General features: G+C 63.6%; 16 protein-coding genes. 8 read left to right on the top strand and 8 right to left on the bottom strand.

Annotation, left to right across the window (positions count from 1 at the left end):
* Positions 1-39 precede the first annotated feature (39 nt).
* The gene (locus ACT2BZ_RS14945) at positions 40-1,080 is read left to right on the top strand and encodes a glycosyltransferase family 4 protein (protein WP_457941333.1); all 1,041 of its coding nucleotides are present in this window, start codon (positions 40-42) and stop codon (positions 1,078-1,080) included.
* The gene (locus tag ACT2BZ_RS14950) at positions 1,077-2,030 is read left to right on the top strand and encodes a glycosyltransferase (protein WP_457935926.1); all 954 of its coding nucleotides are present in this window, start codon (positions 1,077-1,079) and stop codon (positions 2,028-2,030) included. Before ACT2BZ_RS14945 ends, ACT2BZ_RS14950 begins: the two co-directional genes overlap by 4 nt.
* On the opposite strand, the gene ACT2BZ_RS14955 is transcribed toward ACT2BZ_RS14950, so the two are convergent.
* Together ACT2BZ_RS14955 and ACT2BZ_RS14960 are read right to left on the bottom strand one after the other, a co-directional pair.
* Entirely contained in the window at positions 2,007-2,798 is a 792-nt protein-coding gene (locus ACT2BZ_RS14955; protein ID WP_457935927.1) for a glycosyltransferase family 2 protein, read from the bottom strand. The two genes, ACT2BZ_RS14950 and ACT2BZ_RS14955, sit on opposite strands and share 24 nt — an antisense overlap.
* Positions 2,799-2,824: 26 nt before the next feature.
* On the bottom strand, positions 2,825-3,319 hold the full coding sequence (locus ACT2BZ_RS14960) for an Lrp/AsnC family transcriptional regulator (RefSeq protein ID WP_457935928.1): 495 nt from the start codon (positions 3,317-3,319) through the stop codon (positions 2,825-2,827).
* Positions 3,320-3,541: 222 nt separating this feature from the next.
* Here ACT2BZ_RS14960 and trxB point away from each other — a divergent pair, with 222 nt between their 5' ends.
* Complete coding sequence (gene trxB / locus ACT2BZ_RS14965) at positions 3,542-4,516, top strand: thioredoxin-disulfide reductase (protein ID WP_457935929.1); 975 nt, start codon at positions 3,542-3,544, stop codon at positions 4,514-4,516.
* A 42-nt stretch (positions 4,517-4,558) separates the two neighbouring features.
* A complete protein-coding gene (locus ACT2BZ_RS14970; RefSeq protein ID WP_457935930.1) occupies positions 4,559-5,455 on the top strand; it encodes a LysR family transcriptional regulator in 897 nt (298 codons plus the stop codon).
* A 447-nt stretch (positions 5,456-5,902) separates the two neighbouring features.
* Here ACT2BZ_RS14970 and msrP read toward each other — a convergent pair whose 3' ends face one another.
* Together msrP and ACT2BZ_RS14980 are read right to left on the bottom strand one after the other, a co-directional pair.
* Entirely contained in the window at positions 5,903-6,874 is a 972-nt protein-coding gene (msrP, locus tag ACT2BZ_RS14975) for a protein-methionine-sulfoxide reductase catalytic subunit MsrP (protein WP_457935931.1), read from the bottom strand.
* A gap of 121 nt (positions 6,875-6,995) precedes the next feature.
* Positions 6,996-9,047 (bottom strand): elongation factor G, encoded by a 2,052-nt coding sequence (locus ACT2BZ_RS14980; RefSeq protein WP_457935932.1) that lies wholly within the window; start codon positions 9,045-9,047, stop codon positions 6,996-6,998.
* 192 nt (positions 9,048-9,239) lie between these two features.
* Between ACT2BZ_RS14980 and ACT2BZ_RS14985 the strand changes: the two genes are divergently transcribed.
* Positions 9,240-9,635, top strand: a complete 396-nt coding sequence (locus ACT2BZ_RS14985; RefSeq protein ID WP_457935933.1) for a (R)-mandelonitrile lyase — start codon at positions 9,240-9,242, stop codon at positions 9,633-9,635.
* A 36-nt stretch (positions 9,636-9,671) separates the two neighbouring features.
* Here ACT2BZ_RS14985 and ACT2BZ_RS14990 read toward each other — a convergent pair whose 3' ends face one another.
* The 3 genes from ACT2BZ_RS14990 to ACT2BZ_RS15000 form a co-directional block, all read right to left on the bottom strand.
* Positions 9,672-11,633: a glycosyltransferase gene (locus ACT2BZ_RS14990; RefSeq protein WP_457935934.1), complete on the bottom strand. Its 1,962-nt coding sequence runs from the start codon at positions 11,631-11,633 to the stop codon at positions 9,672-9,674.
* A 14-nt stretch (positions 11,634-11,647) separates the two neighbouring features.
* Complete coding sequence (locus ACT2BZ_RS14995) at positions 11,648-12,985, bottom strand: HlyD family secretion protein (RefSeq protein ID WP_457935935.1); 1,338 nt, start codon at positions 12,983-12,985, stop codon at positions 11,648-11,650.
* A 312-nt stretch (positions 12,986-13,297) separates the two neighbouring features.
* Positions 13,298-14,500 carry a pyridoxal phosphate-dependent aminotransferase gene (locus ACT2BZ_RS15000; RefSeq protein WP_457941334.1) on the bottom strand — a complete coding sequence of 401 codons (1,203 nt, stop codon included), beginning with the start codon at positions 14,498-14,500 and terminating at the stop codon, positions 13,298-13,300.
* Positions 14,501-14,692: 192 nt separating this feature from the next.
* On the opposite strand from ACT2BZ_RS15000, the gene ACT2BZ_RS15005 reads away from it, so the two are divergent.
* The 3 genes from ACT2BZ_RS15005 to ACT2BZ_RS15015 all read left to right on the top strand — a co-directional run bounded on the left by ACT2BZ_RS15005 (position 14,693) and on the right by ACT2BZ_RS15015 (position 17,146).
* Positions 14,693-15,604: an EAL domain-containing protein gene (locus ACT2BZ_RS15005; protein WP_457935936.1), complete on the top strand. Its 912-nt coding sequence runs from the start codon at positions 14,693-14,695 to the stop codon at positions 15,602-15,604.
* The gene (locus tag ACT2BZ_RS15010; RefSeq protein WP_457935937.1) at positions 15,601-16,443 is read left to right on the top strand and encodes an EAL domain-containing protein; all 843 of its coding nucleotides are present in this window, start codon (positions 15,601-15,603) and stop codon (positions 16,441-16,443) included. The genes ACT2BZ_RS15005 and ACT2BZ_RS15010 overlap by 4 nt, the downstream gene beginning before the upstream one ends.
* Positions 16,444-16,534: 91 nt before the next feature.
* Complete coding sequence (locus tag ACT2BZ_RS15015; RefSeq protein WP_457935938.1) at positions 16,535-17,146, top strand: glutathione S-transferase family protein; 612 nt, start codon at positions 16,535-16,537, stop codon at positions 17,144-17,146.
* Positions 17,147-17,370: 224 nt separating this feature from the next.
* Here ACT2BZ_RS15015 and ACT2BZ_RS15020 read toward each other — a convergent pair whose 3' ends face one another.
* The gene (locus ACT2BZ_RS15020) at positions 17,371-17,583 is read right to left on the bottom strand and encodes a cold-shock protein (protein ID WP_457935939.1); all 213 of its coding nucleotides are present in this window, start codon (positions 17,581-17,583) and stop codon (positions 17,371-17,373) included.
* Positions 17,584-17,716 lie beyond the last annotated feature (133 nt).

Genomic DNA, 17,716 nt, shown 5'->3' on the forward strand with positions numbered 1-17,716 from the left:
CGGGTCGACCGGACACCCACGAACGCCGATGTTCTCGACATGTCGCGCGTCGAGGTTGTCGCGCCCAATCTGAAGTCGCGCCTCTCCGGCGTGACCAGCACGATCGTCCAGCTCGTCCCGATCCAGCAACGATCGATCGGCATCGCGACGATCGGGCCGGGCCTGCCGGAGTCGCTGCCGAAGATGCGCTGGTGGCAACTGCCCGCCCTGCTGGTGCGCCCCGCCTCCGGGCGCTGGCGCATCTGGCATGCCAGGCGCAACGTCGAAATGGTCGCCGGCCTGCTGTTGCGGTGGGTTCTCCGCGCGCCCGTGCGACTGCTTTTCACCTCTGCCGCCCAGCGTGAGCACCAGGGTTTCACCAAATGGCTGATCCGCAACATGGACGCCGTCATCGCCACGAGCGCGCGGTCCGGTGCGTTTCTTGAGGTGCCGCACACCGTCGTGACGCATGGTGTCGATCTTGATCGCTTCCACCCCCCGGCAACTGCGACGGACCGCTTTGCCGATTCCGGCCTGCCCGGGCGATACGCAATCGGCTGTTTCGGCAGGGTCCGCCACCAGAAGGGCACGGACCTTTTCGTCGATGCGATGATCGCGCTGCTGCCGGAGTTTCCGGACTGGACGGCCATCGTCACCGGCCGCGTAACCGCCGACAACCGCGATTTTGCCAATGATCTGGAACGCAGGGTGCATGACGCGGGGCTGTCCGAACGCATCCGCTTTCTTGGCGAGGTGCCCGATATCAGGCCCTGGTACCGCCGGCTGTCGCTCTATGTCGCGCCGTCGCGGAACGAGGGTTTCGGCCTGACCCCGCTCGAGGCAATGGCATCCGGCTCGGCAGTTGTCGCCAGTGACGCCGGCGCCTTTGCCGAGATGGTCTTGCCCGGAGAAACGGGAGATGTGGTCGCAGCCGACGACGGTCAGGCGCTGACGGCCGCGATCCGTCCCTATCTTGCCGACCCGTCGCTCGCCCAGGCGCATGGTCGCAACGCGCTTGCGCATGTCAGGCAGCACTTTCCCTTGGTGCGTGAGGCCGATGGCGTGGCTGCCGTCTACAATCGGCTGTGGGCGATGCGATGATCGACACGCTGATCGTCGTCAAGAACAACCATTACGGCCTGACGAGAGACGCGGAACTGCTGGCGGATGCCATCAGGGAATTCGGAGTGTCGGTTGAGGTCGTGGGCATTTCCGAGCGCAAGCTGGTCGATCGGCTGGTTGGTCGAAAGCTGGCCCGCCGGGCGGTACATATCGAACGCGTGTTCCCGCAATGGCTCTCTGCGGCGCAGGAGAATTTCCTGATCCCCAACCAGGAGCGTTTCCCGCGCCGTCACTTGCGCCGGCTGCGCCGTTGCGACCTTATCCTCACCAAGACGATGGAAGCCTGCGGCGCTTTCGCCGGACAGGGAGTGCCGATCGAGCACCTGGGTTTCACTTCCGAAGACCGTTTCGATCCTGCAGTCGTGCGAAACTGGAGCAGGGTTCTCCATCTTGCGGGCGGAAGCACCCTCAAGGGCACGGAGGACGTGATCAGTCTTTGGGACCGTCATCCCGAGTGGCCCGAACTCGTGCTTGTCCAGAAGCGCCAGAACGCGCCGGCCCGCGTTGCCGACAACGTCAAGCTGATCACCGGCTATATCGACGACGCCGACCTGCGCAGGTTGCAGAACGAGTGCGGAATCCACTTGTGCCCGTCGCGATCCGAGGGATGGGGGCACAATATTGTCGAGGGCCTGTCGTGCGGTGCACTGGTCATCACCACGGATGGCGCCCCGATGAACGAGCACATTCGACCGGAGTTCGGGCTGCTCGTCGCCGCCGAGAGATCAGAGGCCAGGCATCTGGGGACGAACTACTTTGTCGGGTTGCCGGCACTGGAACAGGCGATCGGCGTCGCCATCGGAATGTCCTGGTCGGCCAAGCAACGGATGGGCGAACTGGCGCGCCAGCGTTTCGTCGAGATCGACGGCGGCTTTCACGCCAGGGCGAAACAGCTGCTCGGCAGCTCAAGCCTTCCCGTCGAGCGATGAGCCGTACAGTTTCGCCTCGGTGAGAAACGAATAGATCATCATCGTCATGGCGTAGATGAAACCGGGTATCCCGCAAAGGAAGTAGCGCTTCAGGACATAGAACTTGAAGAAGGTATAGGGCGGCGTCAGCGTGATCCGGATGATCGAGGGCCCTGCACCCTGGCCCAGCCGGACCTTGGCCTTCTGTGTCGAATAGGCGTTAGCCCTGACGATGTCGTCGGTGAGCGAAAGCGCGCGCCTGTGCAGCAGCAATCCGCTCTTGATCAGCCCCAATGAACCCTCGACGAGGAAGGTCTCGTGGATGGTGCTGTCCGGGTCGACACTCACCTTGCCGTTTCGGAACAGCCGCAGAATGCGGTTGTGCAGCACTCGCCGATGGGCGTAGCCGTAGCCGGCGAGCCAGTCGCGACGGCGGATCTGCCAGCCATTGATGGCCGGCGTCGGGTCGGTTGAGATGGCGACTATCGATTCCCTGAGCTCGCGGTCGACCCGCTCGTCTGCGTCAATCACCAGACACCAGCTCGCAGTAGCCCGTTGGAGAGCGAATTCCTTCTGCAGCCCATACCCCTGCCACGCATGATGCAGAAGACGGATCGGATAGCCGTCGGCGCGGTATTTCTCGATGATCTCCAGCGTGCCGTCGGTCGACCCGGAGTCGACGATCACGATCTCGGCACAGAATTCGAGGCTGTCTAGACACTCGCCGATCAAATCCTGCTCGTTCTGGCAGACGATGACAGCCGAGACCGGGGCTTTCGTACCAGGCATTTGCCCTGCAACTGGTGGAGACAAGCCTATCTGCTTTCTTGATCGGATATCGGGAACGCGACGATCCCCTCGTCCTTCACCTGGCGGATGGTCAGCGCGGTGCGAACCGTGTCGACGTTGGGCGAGGAGGTCAACTCCTCGATGACGAATGTCTGGAATGTGGTCAGGTCGCTGGCAACGCAATGCAGCAGGAAGTCCGATTCCCCCGAGACCATCCAGGCCGACCGAACGATCGGCCAGGTCCGCGTCAGTTCGGCAAAGACGCGCAGTTCGGCTTCCGACTGGTGGTGCAGGCCGATGAGGCAGAAGGCGACGACGTCGAGGCCGAGCATCGGTGCGTTGATCATGGCGCGGTAGCCGCGGATGATGCCGGCCTCCTCGAGCCGTTTTACCCGCCTGAGGCAAGGAGGTGCAGATATGCCGACACGGCTCGAAAGCTCGACATTGGTAATGCGGCCTTGCTGCTGCAGCTCGCGTAGGATCTTCCAGTCGATGGAATCGAGATCAGCCTTGATCGGCATGGCGATGTTCGGGGCCCCTGCACGAGAATCTTTGGATGGGTGTAATTATCCTACTTTGGCCGGACCGCCAGCGATTGTTTTGGCGGCATTGCCATCGAAAGCTTTCCGGGGAGACTGGCAGCCGGTGCTTGCTGACCCGGCAAGCAACACCTAAATTGGAGGCGAATTCGAATTTCTGCGCGAGCGTGCCGGTCACGCATCGCCAGCTTGAGGCGTTTGCACATGACCGAGAAACACGCACCTGTCCTGATCGTCGGCTCCGGCCCGGCGGGCTACACGGCCGCAGTCTATGCCGCGCGCGCCATGCTGAAGCCCGTGCTGGTGGCTGGGATGCAGCAGGGCGGCCAGTTGATGATCACCACCGAGGTCGAGAACTACCCCGGCTTTGCCGACCCGATCCAGGGCCCCTGGCTCATGGAGCAGATGCTCAAGCAGGCCGAGCATGTCGGGACGGAAATCATCAATGACCTGATCACCGAGGTCGATCTCGACGTGCGGCCGTTCCGGCTGAAGAGCGATTCGGGCACGGAATACACCTGCGATGCGTTGATCATCGCCACCGGCGCCCAGGCCAAGTGGCTCGGCATTCCGAGCGAGCAGGTCTACCAGGGGTTCGGCGTTTCGGCCTGCGCGACATGCGATGGCTTCTTCTACCGCAACAAGGACGTGGCGGTCATCGGCGGCGGCAATTCGGCCGTCGAGGAGGCGCTTTACCTCTCCAACATTGCGAAGAGTGTCACCGTCATCCACCGTCGCGACGAGTTCCGCGCCGAACGCATCCTGCAGGAGCGCCTGTTCCAGAAGGAAAACATTTCGGTCATCTGGGACACGGCAGTCGACGAGATCACCGGCACGCCCGGCAAGCCGCCGATGCCGCCTTCCGCCAGCGGCCTTGTTTTGCGCAACACGCGTACCGGCACGGTGTCCAACCTGCCGATCGACGGGGTCTTCGTGGCGATCGGCCATGCGCCGGCGGTCGAGCTTTTCGTCGGCAAGCTGAAGCAGAAGCCCAATGGCTATCTCTGGACCGCACCCGACTCGACGGCCACCAACGTGCCCGGCGTGTTCGCGGCTGGCGACGTGACCGACGACATCTATCGACAGGCCGTTACGGCGGCCGGCCTCGGCTGCATGGCGGCACTGGAGGCGGAAAAGTACCTGGCCGGCATCGAAGCGCACCGCGAAGCCGCCGAATAGGCCGAAGACCGGCACTTAATGCCGGCTGACCGAGGGGAAGTAATGGGTCTGGACTGGGACAAGCTCCGCGTGTTTCACGCCGCGGCTGAGGCTGGGTCGTTTACCCATGCCGCAGAGACTCTGCGCCTGTCGCAATCGGCGATATCGCGCCAGGTGAGCGCCCTCGAACATGATGTCGGCGTCGCGCTGTTTCATCGCCATGCGCGCGGCCTTGTGCTGACCGAACAGGGCGAAATGCTGTTCCGCACCGCCCATGACGTGCTGATGCAGCTCGAGGCGATCAAGACGCGCCTGACGGAGGCGAAGGACAGGCCCTCCGGCATCCTTCGGGTGACCACGACCGTCGGTCTCGGAGCTGGCTGGCTGACCGAACGGGTCCCGGAATTCATCGAGCTCTATCCTGAGGTCAATCTGCAACTGATCCTCGCCAACGAGGAACTCGACCTGATGATGCGCCAGGCCGATTGCGCCATCAGGCTGCGCCAGCCGCAGCAACCGGACCTTATCCAGCGCCGGCTGTTCACCGTGCATTTCCACCTTTACGCCTCGCCTTCCTACGTCAACAAGCACGGCAAGCCGTCGTCGATCGCGGAACTGAAGGACCATCGGATCGTCACCTTCGGCGAGCCCGTGCCGGCGCATCTGAGTGAATTGAACTGGCTGGAGACGGTCGGCGACTTCGAGGGCGGCAAGCGCATCTCGACGCTTCAGATCAACGACATCCTGTCGATCAAGCGCGCCGTGCAGCGCGGCGCCGGCATCGCCATGCTGCCGGACTACATCATCGACAAGGACGCCGGCTTGGTGCAACTGCTGCCCGAGACCGAGGTGCCGTCATTCGACACCTATTTCGCCTATCCCGATGCCATGAAGAACCAGGCGAAACTGCACGCCTTCCGCGACTTCATCATCGCCAAGGCCCGCAGCTGGTCGTTCTGAGGAGAACCGCCGGCTTACTCGCAGGCTCGGCGGGACGTCGATCAGTCGCGCGTCACTGGTCCAATGTCTTTACCAGTTGTGCTGGACCACAGCCCGCAGGTTTCTGCATGGGAGCCCTGCAACAAAGCTGCTTGTTTGTTAGGCAAGGTTCGCTCATATATTGAACATCTCCTGAGCGCGTTCTCCTCCCATTAGCGCTCTTGAGTGTTCCCCTCTGGAGGTTTAGCCCTAACGGGCACTTCCAATCAAACTATAGCCGGATCCCATAGATCCGGCTTTTTTTGTTTTTGGGACATCTGGATGATCGTCCGTTCTCCTTGCCGCATCGCGCGATAAGCTTCGACCGGAACGTCGAGCCTGATATCGGTTCGTCCGTTCGGGTCTGCGCAATTTGTGGGCAGAAGCATGGAGTGCCTGCGAAGCGGGCAGCCGGGAAGCCGAATCCGTTTACATATAGAGCTTGGCCGCGTCCATGCCGGCGTAGAGGCCGGCGACCTCCTCGGCATAGCCGTTGAACAACAGGGTCGGCACGCGCTCGCCCGTATGCAGGACGCGCTCGCTCGCCTGACTCCAGCGCGGATGCGGAACCTCCGGGTTCACATTTGCCCAGAAGCCGTATTCGCTGGGCTGGATCGCCTCCCACAGTCCGACCGGCTGCTCCTCCACGAACGAGATCCGGCGGATCGACTTGATCGACTTGAAACCGTATTTCCATGGCAGGTGAAGCCTCAGAGGCGCGCCGTGCTGCTTGGCGATCGGCTTGTCGTAGGCACCGGTGGCGATGAAGGAGAGATCGTTTTCCGCTTCCGCCATCGTGACGCCCTCGACATAGGGCCACGGGTAGAGAAAGCTGTTCTGGCCGGGCGCCATCGCGGGATCGAGGAAGGTTTCGAAGCGGACGAACTTCGCCGAGCCGAGCGGCTTAGCCAGAGCCACCAGCGATTTCAGCGGAAAGCCCGCCCACGGGATGGTCATCGACCAGCCCTCGACGCAGCGGTGCCTGTAGAGGCGGGTCTCCAGGGGAATCTTGCGCACGAGATCGTCGAAGGCGAGCGTCATCGGCTGCTCGACCAGGCCGTCTATGGCTATTTCCCAGGGCCGCACAACCAGCTGCTGCGCCGCCGCGGCGATTTCCTTTTGCGTGCCGTATTCGTAGAAATTATTGTAGTTGGCGTTGAACTCCTCGGGCGTCAGATCGCGGTCGAGCGTGTAGCTGTCGTTCTTCGGGGCCGGGTAGAGGTCGGCGGTGGGATCGGCGTCCTGCGCCCGTGCGGGGCCGGGCAGGGCGGCGAGCGCGGTTGCCGACGCCATGGTAATGCCCATCGCCTGCAGGAGGCTGCGGCGGTTGAGATAAGCGGCCTCGGGCGTCGCCAGGGATTCGGCGATCGCCCATGAGGGGCGGCGGTGGATGGCAACCATGTCGATCACTCCTTCGGAACGGCTGGCGGCAATGTCCATTGCCGCGCAGGCGAGAGCAACTCACCTCTGATCACCTTCGCGTGGCGGGCCGCCGATGTTACAGCGGGCCGCGTATTTTTGCCTAGGCGGCCTTGCCGCTCTCGTTCATCACCGCGTCGGCCAGCCGGCCGGAGAGCTCGGTCATATGGTCGAAACTCGCCCGGTAGCTCGCTGCTCCCGCCGTCGCGGAGCGCAGCTCGATGATAAGGTCGCCGATCTCCGACTGCGGCATGGTCGCCTCGACCACATCCCATCCCGGCCAGCCGGGGCGGGCGTCGTAGCCGAGGATCTGGCCGCGCCGCTGTGGCACCAGCGCCGTCACTCTGGCAGTGGCGTCGGACGGCGTCGCGATCTCGACCTTCATCACCGGCTCGAGCAGGATCGGCGAGCATTGCGCCATCCCCTCCTTCATGCCGAGCCTTGCAGCCATCTGGAAAGCCATGTCCGACGAATCGACCGAATGGTAGGAGCCGTCGGAGAGGTTGACCGCGACATCGACGACCGGGAAGCCGAGCGGCCCGGATTTCAGGAAGTCGCGCACGCCGGTCTCGACCGACTGGATGTACTGCTTCGGCACCACGCCGCCGGTGATGGTGTCTGTGAACTCGAAGCCAGAGCCGCGCGGCAGCGGCTTGATGTCGAGCACAACGTCGCCGAACTGGCCATGGCCGCCCGACTGCTTCTTGTGCCGGCCGCGCTGTGTCGCCGCTTTACGGATGGTCTCGCGGTAGGGCACGGCCGGCGGCCGCACCTCGACCGAAATCTGGTTCTTGCCCTCCAGGCGCTCGACGGTGACGCGCAGATGCATCTCGCCATGCCCCGATAGTACGGTCTCGCCGGAGTCCTGGTTGTGGTGCAGCGTCAGCGACGGGTCCTCCTCGGCCAGGCGCTGGATGGCCGCCGACATCTTGACCTCGTCCTTGCGTTCGCGCGAACGCAGCGAGAAGGCATAGACGGGCTGCGGCGGCTCGAGCGATACCAGCGGCGGCATGCCGCCCTTGGCCGACGTGAGCGTCTGCCCGGTTGCCACAGCGTCGAGCTTGCCGAGCGCCACCGTGTCGCCGGCGGCTGCCGAGGCGACCTTCGACTGGTCCTTGCCGAGCATCCGGTAGATGCCGGAAACTTTCGCCGTCTCGCCGTTGGAGAGCCAAAGCTCGGAACCGTCCGCGACTGTGCCGGACAGGATGCGCGAGACCGAGAGCTTGCCCCCATGCGCCGTGTGGATGGTCTTCATCACCTGTGCCACCACGGTGTTGCTGTCGGCGAGGCCGAGGCGCTTGCGCGTCATGGCGGCGTCCGGCGCGTCGTGGCGGATGGCCTTGAGCAGGCGCAGCACGCCATTGCCCTTCTCGGCGGTGCCGATCATCACGGGGATGACCGAGCCCTCGCGAAGATCGGCCGCAAGATCGTCGAACACTTCATCGCGCGGCGGTTCCTGGTCCTCGAGCAGCTGTTCCATGAGCAGGTCGTCGTGGTCGGCGAGCGTCTCGAGCATCGAGAAGCGGGCTTCGATCTCGCGTGCCTTGTCGTCGCCCGGAATCTCGGCGATCTCGCTCTCGGCGAATTCGCGCCAGATATAGGCGCGCTCGAGCGCCAGGTCGATCGAGCCGACGGTCTGCCCGTCCTTGCGCAGCGGGATCTGGCGCAACAGCAGCGGCGCAACGCTCGCCGGCTGCAGCATCTTCAGCGTATCGCGCACGCCGGCCGCCGTCTTGTCGATCTTGTTGAGGAAAAGGATGCGCGGCACGCCGAGATCGTCGAGCTTGCGCATGATGAGCTGGAGGGCAGGGATCTTCTTCTCGTCGGCCTCCGCGACCACGACCGCGATGTCGCAGGCCGCGAGCACGGGCTCGGCTTCGAAGGCGAATTCGACCGAGCCGGGGCAATCGATGAAGGTCAGGCTGTCGCCCATGAAGTCGATGCTGGCGACCGATGCCTCGACGCTCATGCCATGCGCCTTGGCCTCCGGCGAATGGTCGGAGACGGTGTTGCCTGATGAAACTGGATTTTGTCGGGGAATGGTGCCCGTTCGGGCGAGGATGGCTTCAAGAAGTGTCGTCTTGCCGCTTGCGAAGGGACCGACAATGGCAATGCATTTCGGCCCCGTGCATCTTCCTCCGGCGCGGTTTCCCATGATGGCAGACCTCCACTCTAGGCGTTTCCCAGGGAGCGGCGGCCGGCACTCTGGCCGTCGCGCGGCAGGTTTGTTCTCCCCTGCCTTGCCCGCATCGTCCCATGGGATTGACGGCAGGGCAAGAAAAATAGGTGACTGCCCGCGCCGGCTGTCGGACAAGGGCATCGGCTACAACTTCATGAGGAAACCGATATGAACGTCATCCCCTGCGGCAGCGTCACTACCATCGCAGCACCCGAAAAATACTTCACGGGCCGGGTGCTGCAGACGCCGATCATCGAGAACGACGAACCCTCGCGCCTTCGTGCGGTGATGGTTGGCTTCGAACCCGGCGCGCGAACCGCCTGGCACACCCATCCGCTCGGCCAGACGCTTTATGTGGTTTCAGGCGCCGGAAGGGCGCAGAGCTGGGGCCTGCCGATCGTCGAGCTCAAGGCCGGCGACGTCGTTTCCTTCGCCCCCGGTGAAAAGCACTGGCATGGCGCGGGTCCAACGACCGCGATGGCGCATATCGCGATGCACGAGGCGCTGAAGGGCGTCCATGTCGACTGGATGGAGAAGGTCGACGACGAGCAGTTCGGGGCGTGACGGGCCTTTTCCGGCGATCCGGCTCCCGGCGCGGGGTTAGCTGAAAAGCCGCGCCAGGACCCGACGTGCCACGACGGTCGAGCTGATCTGATTGACCGCCGCGCCGAACACGCCTGAATAGACATTGCGGATCATGGCGTTCCGGGCGCCGACACTTTCGTGCATTTCGACCGCGAAATCGGTGTCGGAGCGCCGCACGATCTCGCCTTCGAAGAGCGAGGGACCGATGCTGACCGAAAGCTTGGCGCCGACAGGGGCATCGATCTTTCCGAGAAGCCGCATTCCGCCGACCGACACGTCGGCGGTCATGTAGACCCGCGAGAGGTTTCCGAGGGTCACAGTGACGGCCTGCGCGCCTCTCAAGCGGTCCGTTTTGCGCTTGCGTGGGCGCTCGACGCAGACGGCGATGGCCGAGAGAAGGATCGCCATGTTGTACCACGACCAGTAGAGCGCGACGGCGCTGGAGTCCTGGAAGGAATTGTTGCCGCCGAAATGCATGACGACACCGAGGATTGTGAGCACCAGCAGCACGGCGAACCATGACATCATGCGCCATTGGATGACCGTCTTGCTGCGGTCGCCGCCTTTCGCCGTCACCTCGAATTTCTGGCCCTTCGGGCGAAACAGGCCGACGCCGACCGCGGTCAGGATCTCGCGCGCCGCCAGCAACTGGGACAGGTCGGTCATGACAGGCAGGACACGCTGGTTCGACAGCCAGGCCATGACCATGATCTGCGCGATGTAGTAGGGCAGGAAATGGGCGAGGCCGTCGGCGGTGCCGATGTTGACCGCGTGAATGTCGAACAGCAGATAGAGGATCGGGATCAGCAGGCCGGTGACGCGGAACAAGTAGGCCGCCGACCAGTAGAGCGTCGTCTCGGTGAGCGCGAAGCGGTCGACCCACTGCAGCCCGTTGTTGAGCTTGAACGGGCCGTCGGGGCCGCGGACGATCTGCATGAAGCCAAGGCACCAGCGGCTGCGCTGGGTGATGTATTCGCGCAGGCCCTCCGGTGCGAGGCCCAGCGACAATTGTTCGTTAAGATAGACAGTGCGGAAGCCGTGCCGCTTCAGCCTGAGTGTCAGCAGGTAGTCTTCCGTCACGGATTCGGTCGGAAAACCGCCGCCGGCCGCATCGAGCGCCTGCTTGCGGATGACCGATGAAGTGCCGCAGCAGAATGCGGTGCCCCAGGCGTCCTTGGCCGGCATCAGCACTTCGAAAAAGTACCGCTGCTCGTCCGGCCAAGCATCCGATGCCTGCAGATTGGCCTGGATCGGGTCCGGGTTGATGAAGTGCTGCGGCGTCTGGACGATGCCGACATCTTCCTCGCGAAACAAAGTCAGCGCGCGCGACAGGAATTCGGGCGCGGTTACGAAATCCGCGTCGAGGATCGAGATGAACTCCGGCGGATCGATCAGCGCCGACACGTGGCGGATGGCGTGGTTGATGTTGCCCGCCTTGGCATGTTCGTTGTCCGGCCGGGCCAGGTAGCGGCATCCATGCGCCGCGGCCAGCTCGGCGAGCCACGGCCTGTCGCCGTCGTCGAGTACCCATACCCGGTAGTTCGGATAGGTCATGCCCGTGGCGCCGAGCATCGTGCGCTCCAGAATGTCGCGACCTTCGTTGAAGGTGCAGATGAACACGTCGACAAGCGGCATCTTCGCGTGGCTGAACAGCCATCCGGTGTTGGCCTCGACGTCCTTGGTGCGCTGCCGCGTTCGGGTCAGCGTCACATAGGAGATGACGGAGCCCAGAACGGCGGCGCATTCGATGGCAAAGAACAGGCAACCGGCCGCAAAGTCGACCGGCGTATCCAGTGACGGAATAGTCACGGTGGCCCGCCAGTACAGATAGCGTGCGGTCAGCGCCAGCACGATGGCGACCGGCAGCAGGCGCCAGTCGGAGTCGCGTTTGAGCCAGGGCATGACAAGCAGCAGCGCGCCGCCGACCAGCAGTCCGGGCACGAACCCTTCGACAAGTACCGAGATGATGGGGTTCATGGCCTACCGTACCGTCACGCGGTCGGCTTCTCGAAGACCACGCGACCGGTGCGGCCAACCGCACACGACCCGGACTTGGAAGCGCCGTCGACCGCTACGGCGACCCGGTAGGACTCCTTCGTCAGGGCCGATGGCATGATGGCGAAGTTGGAGGACGCAGGCGAAACGCCTGTGAGCTGCACGATGCGACCGGCAAGGGCAGCGCCCCCTTCGCTGAAGGTGAAACTGGCAGGCATGCCCAGCGTCAAGCCATTGTAGACCGACTCGCTGACGGCCGCGGTCACGACCGTCTTGCTGCAATCGAGCAGCCGGGCGAGATCCTGGCCTTCAATGACCTGTTCGCCTGGCGCGGTAAGCATTTCCCAGAGCTGCCCGTTGACTGGCGCGACGAGCTGCGCCTTGCTGGCGACAGCGAATGCCTCCTCAGCACGCTGCAGCGCCGCTTGCGCGCTGGCGATGCGTTGCTCCTGCAGGCCGATTTCGCCATCGAGCACGGCGATCGTCTGGTTGACCTCGTCGAGCCGGTGTGCCGATTGCGGCTCGTCGTTGTAGCTGTCACCGAAGAAGTGTCCGGCGCGCAGCGCATTGGCCTCGACGGCGAGTGCTGCAATCTGCGCGCGCGCCTCGTCGGCTCCGGCCTGCGCCACTGCCATGTCGCGCCTTGTGTCGTCTTCCGTGGCATTCGACAGGTAGCCCTGGCCAGACAGCTTGGCGTGGCGCTCGAGGCTGGCGCTGGCACGTTCTTCAACCGCCAATGCGGAGGCGAGCCTCGCTTCGGCTTCGTTGGTCTGCGCTTCGATCAGGCGGACGCGGTTGTTGCGAAACGCAACAATGCGCGCCTGCAGATCGCCCTGCAGGCTCTTCTGGCCTTCCAGCCGGATGTCGAGTGCACTGCGGTCGTCCTTGGCCTGCTGCAACCTGTCGATCGCCGCGTTGATCGCACTGCGGTCGATGCGGGCGTTCTCGATGGACAGCAGCGATTTGCCGGGCGAAACAGCGTCGCCGACCTGCAGCACGCCTGGGCCACCGGCGACAATGCCGTTGATCGGCGAGCGAACGGTGACCAGCCTCGCATTGACCACTGCCTCGACGCTCGACACCTGAAACAGGCGCTGCGCGGGCATCCAGCCGACGGCAGCGACGAGAGCCAGGCCAAGCGCGCTCTTTATGAGGCGCGATTTCACATGGGATGGCGGCACACTGGCCGAGGAAACTGGCGCGACCGGGTCGTTGGCGGCATCCGTTTCCGCAAAACGGGTGTCTCCGAAGCGGTCCAACAGCAACGACTGCAGTGCCGAGGCATCCTGTCGCGACAACTCGCCTGGCGCCCGCAGCAAAGTCTGGGGGTACAAGGCTGCAGATTCCGTCGAGGAATTGTCAGGCCCCGAGGTGTCGGCGCTTGCGAGAACTCGAGCAGCCCTGGATCTGTTCATCTAATATTCCGCCTTGGGGCGGGTCCCTGTTTCCGGAGCCTCACCCCAACGGTCTGGTTATTGCCGATGTAAGTTTAAGGCTTCGATGCCAATTCGTACGGGGTTTGAGTTTCATTTGGTTAAACTTGCCGACGAACCATTGAAGATGCCTAAGCATTCGTGAACACACGGCGTCCAAAAGAAAAACCCGGCGCGAGGCCGGGTTTTCTTGGTCGGATAAGGTGACCGGTTTCAGCTCAGCGAGGCGGTGAATCGCTGGATTCGCGTGCACGCCTCTTCGAGCAGATCTTCCGACGTGGCGTAGGAGATGCGGAAATTCGGACCGAGGCCGAAAGCCGTGCCGAACACCACTGCGACTCCCTCGGCCTCGAGCAACTCGCTGCAGAAGGTCTCGTCATTGTCGATCACCTTGCCCGCGGCGGTCTTCTTGCCGATCAGCCCGGCGCAGGACGGGTAGACGTAGAAGGCGCCTTCGGGCGACGGGCAGGTGATGCCGCGCGCCTGGTTCAGCATCGACACGACGAGGTCGCGCCGGTTCTGGAAGATCGTCTTGTTCCTCGCGATGAAGTCCTGCGGACCGTTCAGCGCCTCGACCGAGGCCCATTGCGCGATCGTGCAGGCGCCCGACGTCTGCTGCCCCTGGATCATGTCCATCGCCTTGATGAGCGGCAGCGCGCCGGCGGCATAACCGATGCGCCAGCCGGTCATGGCATAGGCCTTCGAGACGCCGTTCATCGTCAGCGTCCGCTCATAGAGCGCGGGCTCGACTTCGGCGATCGTCTTGAAGACAAAGTCGCCATAGGTCAGGTGCTCGTAAATGTCGTCGGTCAGCACCCAGACATGCGGATGCTTGACGAGCACGTCGGCCAGGGCCCGCAGTTCCGCCTCGGTGTAGGCGGCGCCCGATGGGTTGGACGGCGAATTCAGCATCAGCCACTTGGTCTTCGGCGTGATCGCCTTCTCAAGTGCTGCGGCAGTCAGCTTGAATCCGTTGTCGGTGCTCGTCGGTGCAAACACGGAGGCGCCGCCGCAGATCGCCACCATCTCCGGATAGCTGACCCAGTAGGGTGTCGGGATGATGACCTCGTCGCCGGGGTTAAGCGTCGCCATGAAGGCGTTGAAAAGAATCTGCTTTCCACCGGTGCCGACGATTGTCTGCTCGGGGCGGTAGTCGAGGTTGTTTTCGCGCTTGAACTTCTTCGCGATGGCCTCGCGCAGCGGTGCGATGCCGGATACCGGCGGATACTTGGTCTCGCCGCGCTTGATGGCTGCGATGGCCGCTTCCTTGATATTGTCGGGCGTATCGAAGTCGGGTTCGCCGGCGCCGAGGCCGATCACGTCGCGGCCGGCATTTTTCAGCTCGCGCGCCTTTTGCGTGACCGCGATCGTTGCGGAAGGCTTTACGCGTGAAAGGGCATCGGCAAGGAAGGCCATGACGGAAATCGCTCCGGTTGACAGGGCTTGAGGGTCGCGCATCTCATAGTCCGATCCTCCGCGAATGCGCAAGCTTTAGTACTGTGCTTCTCCTGATGGACTGCCCGCAGCAGGCATGTGTTAACGGATGGTAAAACCTTGCGTGGCATGAGTGACGGCTGAACTTCCAAAGGGATTCGGAGTCACCCGGCCGTGTCGCGCAGCATTGGGCTTGCTCATATCGTCCGCCACGCAGATGGCACCTCGACCGGTGTCTGGGGTGCCCATACGCTCAAAAGCGCCTTCCAGCCGATATTCGCATTCGAGGACGGAAAGCTCGTCGTCGTCGCGTTCGAGGGGCTGATGCGCCCGTTCCGCGGCGACCAGGCGTGGACCCCGGCTGCCTTCCTGAACAGCGTCCCCGCCGCCGCGCGCCTGCATGTCGAGACGCTGACCCGCACGCTGCATCTTCTCAATGCCGCAGTCTGCCTGTCGCCGGATTCGACGATCTTCGTCAATTTCGATCCCTCGGTATTCACGGAACACGCGGTCGCGGAAGCCGCTCTGCGCGACATGAGGCTGGTCCTACACGAAGCCCTCATCGATCCGCGCCGGGTGGTATGCGAGGTGACGGAGCAGAAGTCGGGTTCGCAGGAGGCCCTGTACGATTTCGTCGCAACGCTGAAGCGCAATGGCTTCCGCATCGCGATCGACGACTACGGTGCCGAGGATTCGGACATGAGCCGCATCCAGGAACTGCATCCCGACATCGTCAAGTTCGACGCCAAGTGGATCACCCGGCTGATGGAGTCCGGGCCAGGCTACGCGCTCTTGGCCACCATGGTATCGACCTTCGCCGAGCAGGGCATCCGTACCGTCTTCGAGGGCATTGAGGAGGGATGGCAGCTCGAACTGGCCGAAAGGTCCGGTGCTTCGATGGTGCAAGGCTATGCGCTGGCGCGGCCAGAACTGGCGCCCACCAGCTTCTCCGTGTTCCAGGCCGAGGGGCAGGAGACTAGGTCCGAGCATGCGAGGCCGGCGGCCGCTGGGCCTGAAGCGCACGACAAGGCGGCGGTCCGGCACGAGCGCCCGGCCAGGAAATTCGGACGCAGGCAGCCTTCATGAAGGCTGCGGCCGGCTGGTTCGGGCGGGATGACCGTCTTTGCGTCGACGAAGTGGGCATCGAGTATGGCTCCTTCGAACGAAGCCGGCTTCGCGCCACGTACCGACCGATCTTCGCGCGTTCCGGCGACCGGCTGGCACGCGTTGCACTGGAGGGCGGTACCGTTGCCGCCGTGGCTGGCGAGCCCGTTCGGCTGATCGACCTCCTGGTAGAGCTGCCGGCGACGGAGCATGCAGCGTTGGAACGGCTTCGGCTGGCTCTGCAACTGCGAAACCTGCACCAAACCGACGGCGCGGAAGGCCAACTCCTGCTGGATCTGGAGCCTCTGGCCAACACCAGCCGCGCCAAGGTCCTGGCCGAACTCGATCTGGTCACGGGTGAAATCGGTCGAGCCGATATCGATGCGGCGCAGGTGGTCTGCATGCTGCCGGCACGCCTTGCCGAGACCTGGCCGGCAATCGCGGCGCATCTGCGGCGGCACGGCATCGGCATCGCGATGGGCGGATTCGGCACGGCCGACTGGTCGCAAGCCCTGTTTCACGACATCCGCCCTGACATCGTCCGGGTCGACGGCGAGTGGTTCGGCCAGGTCTGTCGCTTCGACGCGACGGTGCGACTGTTCGGCTCGCTGGTAGCGCGGCTTCAGGAGGAGGCGAGGGTGCTGGTGTCGGGCGTCGACACGCCTGAAATGCTAACCGCCGCGCTGCGCGCGGGCGTCGGTCTGCTGCAGGGCGGCCTGCTCGGCGGCCACGCTCTTGCCGGCGCAGATGCCGACGACCGGTCACTCGATGTCGAAGAACTGCTTCACCCGGACGACGGGGCGGTCGGGGCATTGCGCTGACGCATCAGTCTGGCTGATCGACCCTGCAACAAAACTCGCTGGAAGAGCGTCCGTGTCGCGGGCATCGTGCGAGGGGTTCAGGAGGCACGGCATGACCAAGATCTACGGAATGAGTGACAGTGGCAATTGCTACAAGCCGCGGCTGTTGATGGCGAAGCTTGGCAAGCCGTTCGAGCATGTCGAGGTCAGTTCGCACGACGGCAGCACGCGTTCGCCCGACTATGTCGCCAAGAACCCCAACGCCATGGTGCCGCTGCTCGAGCTGGACGACGGCCGCCGGCTGGCCGAATCGAACGCCATCCTGCTTTATCTTGGAGAGGGCACCCGTTTCGTCCCGCAGGACGCCTACGAGCGCGGGCTTGCCTATCAGTGGCTGTTCTTCGAGCAGTACAGCCACGAACCCTATATCGCGGTGCGCCGTGCGCTACTGACCTTTCCCAACAGGAAGGCAGAGGCGACGGCCGACCGGCTGGCTGCGACGCTGGCGCGCGGCAACAAGGCGCTTGGCGTGATGGAAAGGCATCTGGCTGACAGCCCGTTCTTCGCCGGCGCGGCGATGAGCGTGGCGGACATTGCGCTCTATGCCTACACGCATGTGGCAGGCGAGGGTGGTTTCGAGCTCGGCCAGTATCCCGCGGTGCAGGCCTGGCTTCAAAGGGTTGAGGCCGATCCCGGCCATGTGCCGATTGGCTGGCTCCCCTGACTTGAGGCCGGCCGGAATCCGGACAACAAAAAGGCGGGGAAAAACCCCGCCTTCCGCTCCTCGGTAGCCTGACCGGAAACATTCTCTTCCGAAGCCTGCAGCTATCTGCTGTTCAGGGCACCCGGTACTGAATGCGACCGTCGCGCGCCAACCGGCGCGGCTGCCAGTACATCCGTGACTTGCCGCGCGCTCCCGCCCTTGGGCAGGGGGCGCGCGAAATTAAATCAGGCTGCCTTGGTCAGAGATCCAGCCGAAGACTTGCCGGTACGGCGGTCCTGCTCGATCTCGAAGTTGATCTTCTGGCCTTCGACCAGGTTCGACATGCCAGCGCGCTCGACAGCGGAGATGTGGACGAAAACGTCCTGACCGCCATCATCAGGCTGGATGAAGCCGAAGCCCTTGGTGGCGTTGAACCACTTAACGGTTCCAGTTGCCATGTGTGTATTCCTTCATATGCGACGTTGTGTGTGACGAAGCTACCTGCCTCGCCGTTCGTATCGAGATTTTGGAGATGGACGTCAGCAAACGCGAGAACCGCGGGCCTCTGGATCGATCGGCCGAAATATCAAT

The organism is Mesorhizobium sp. 10J20-29, assembly GCF_054130485.1.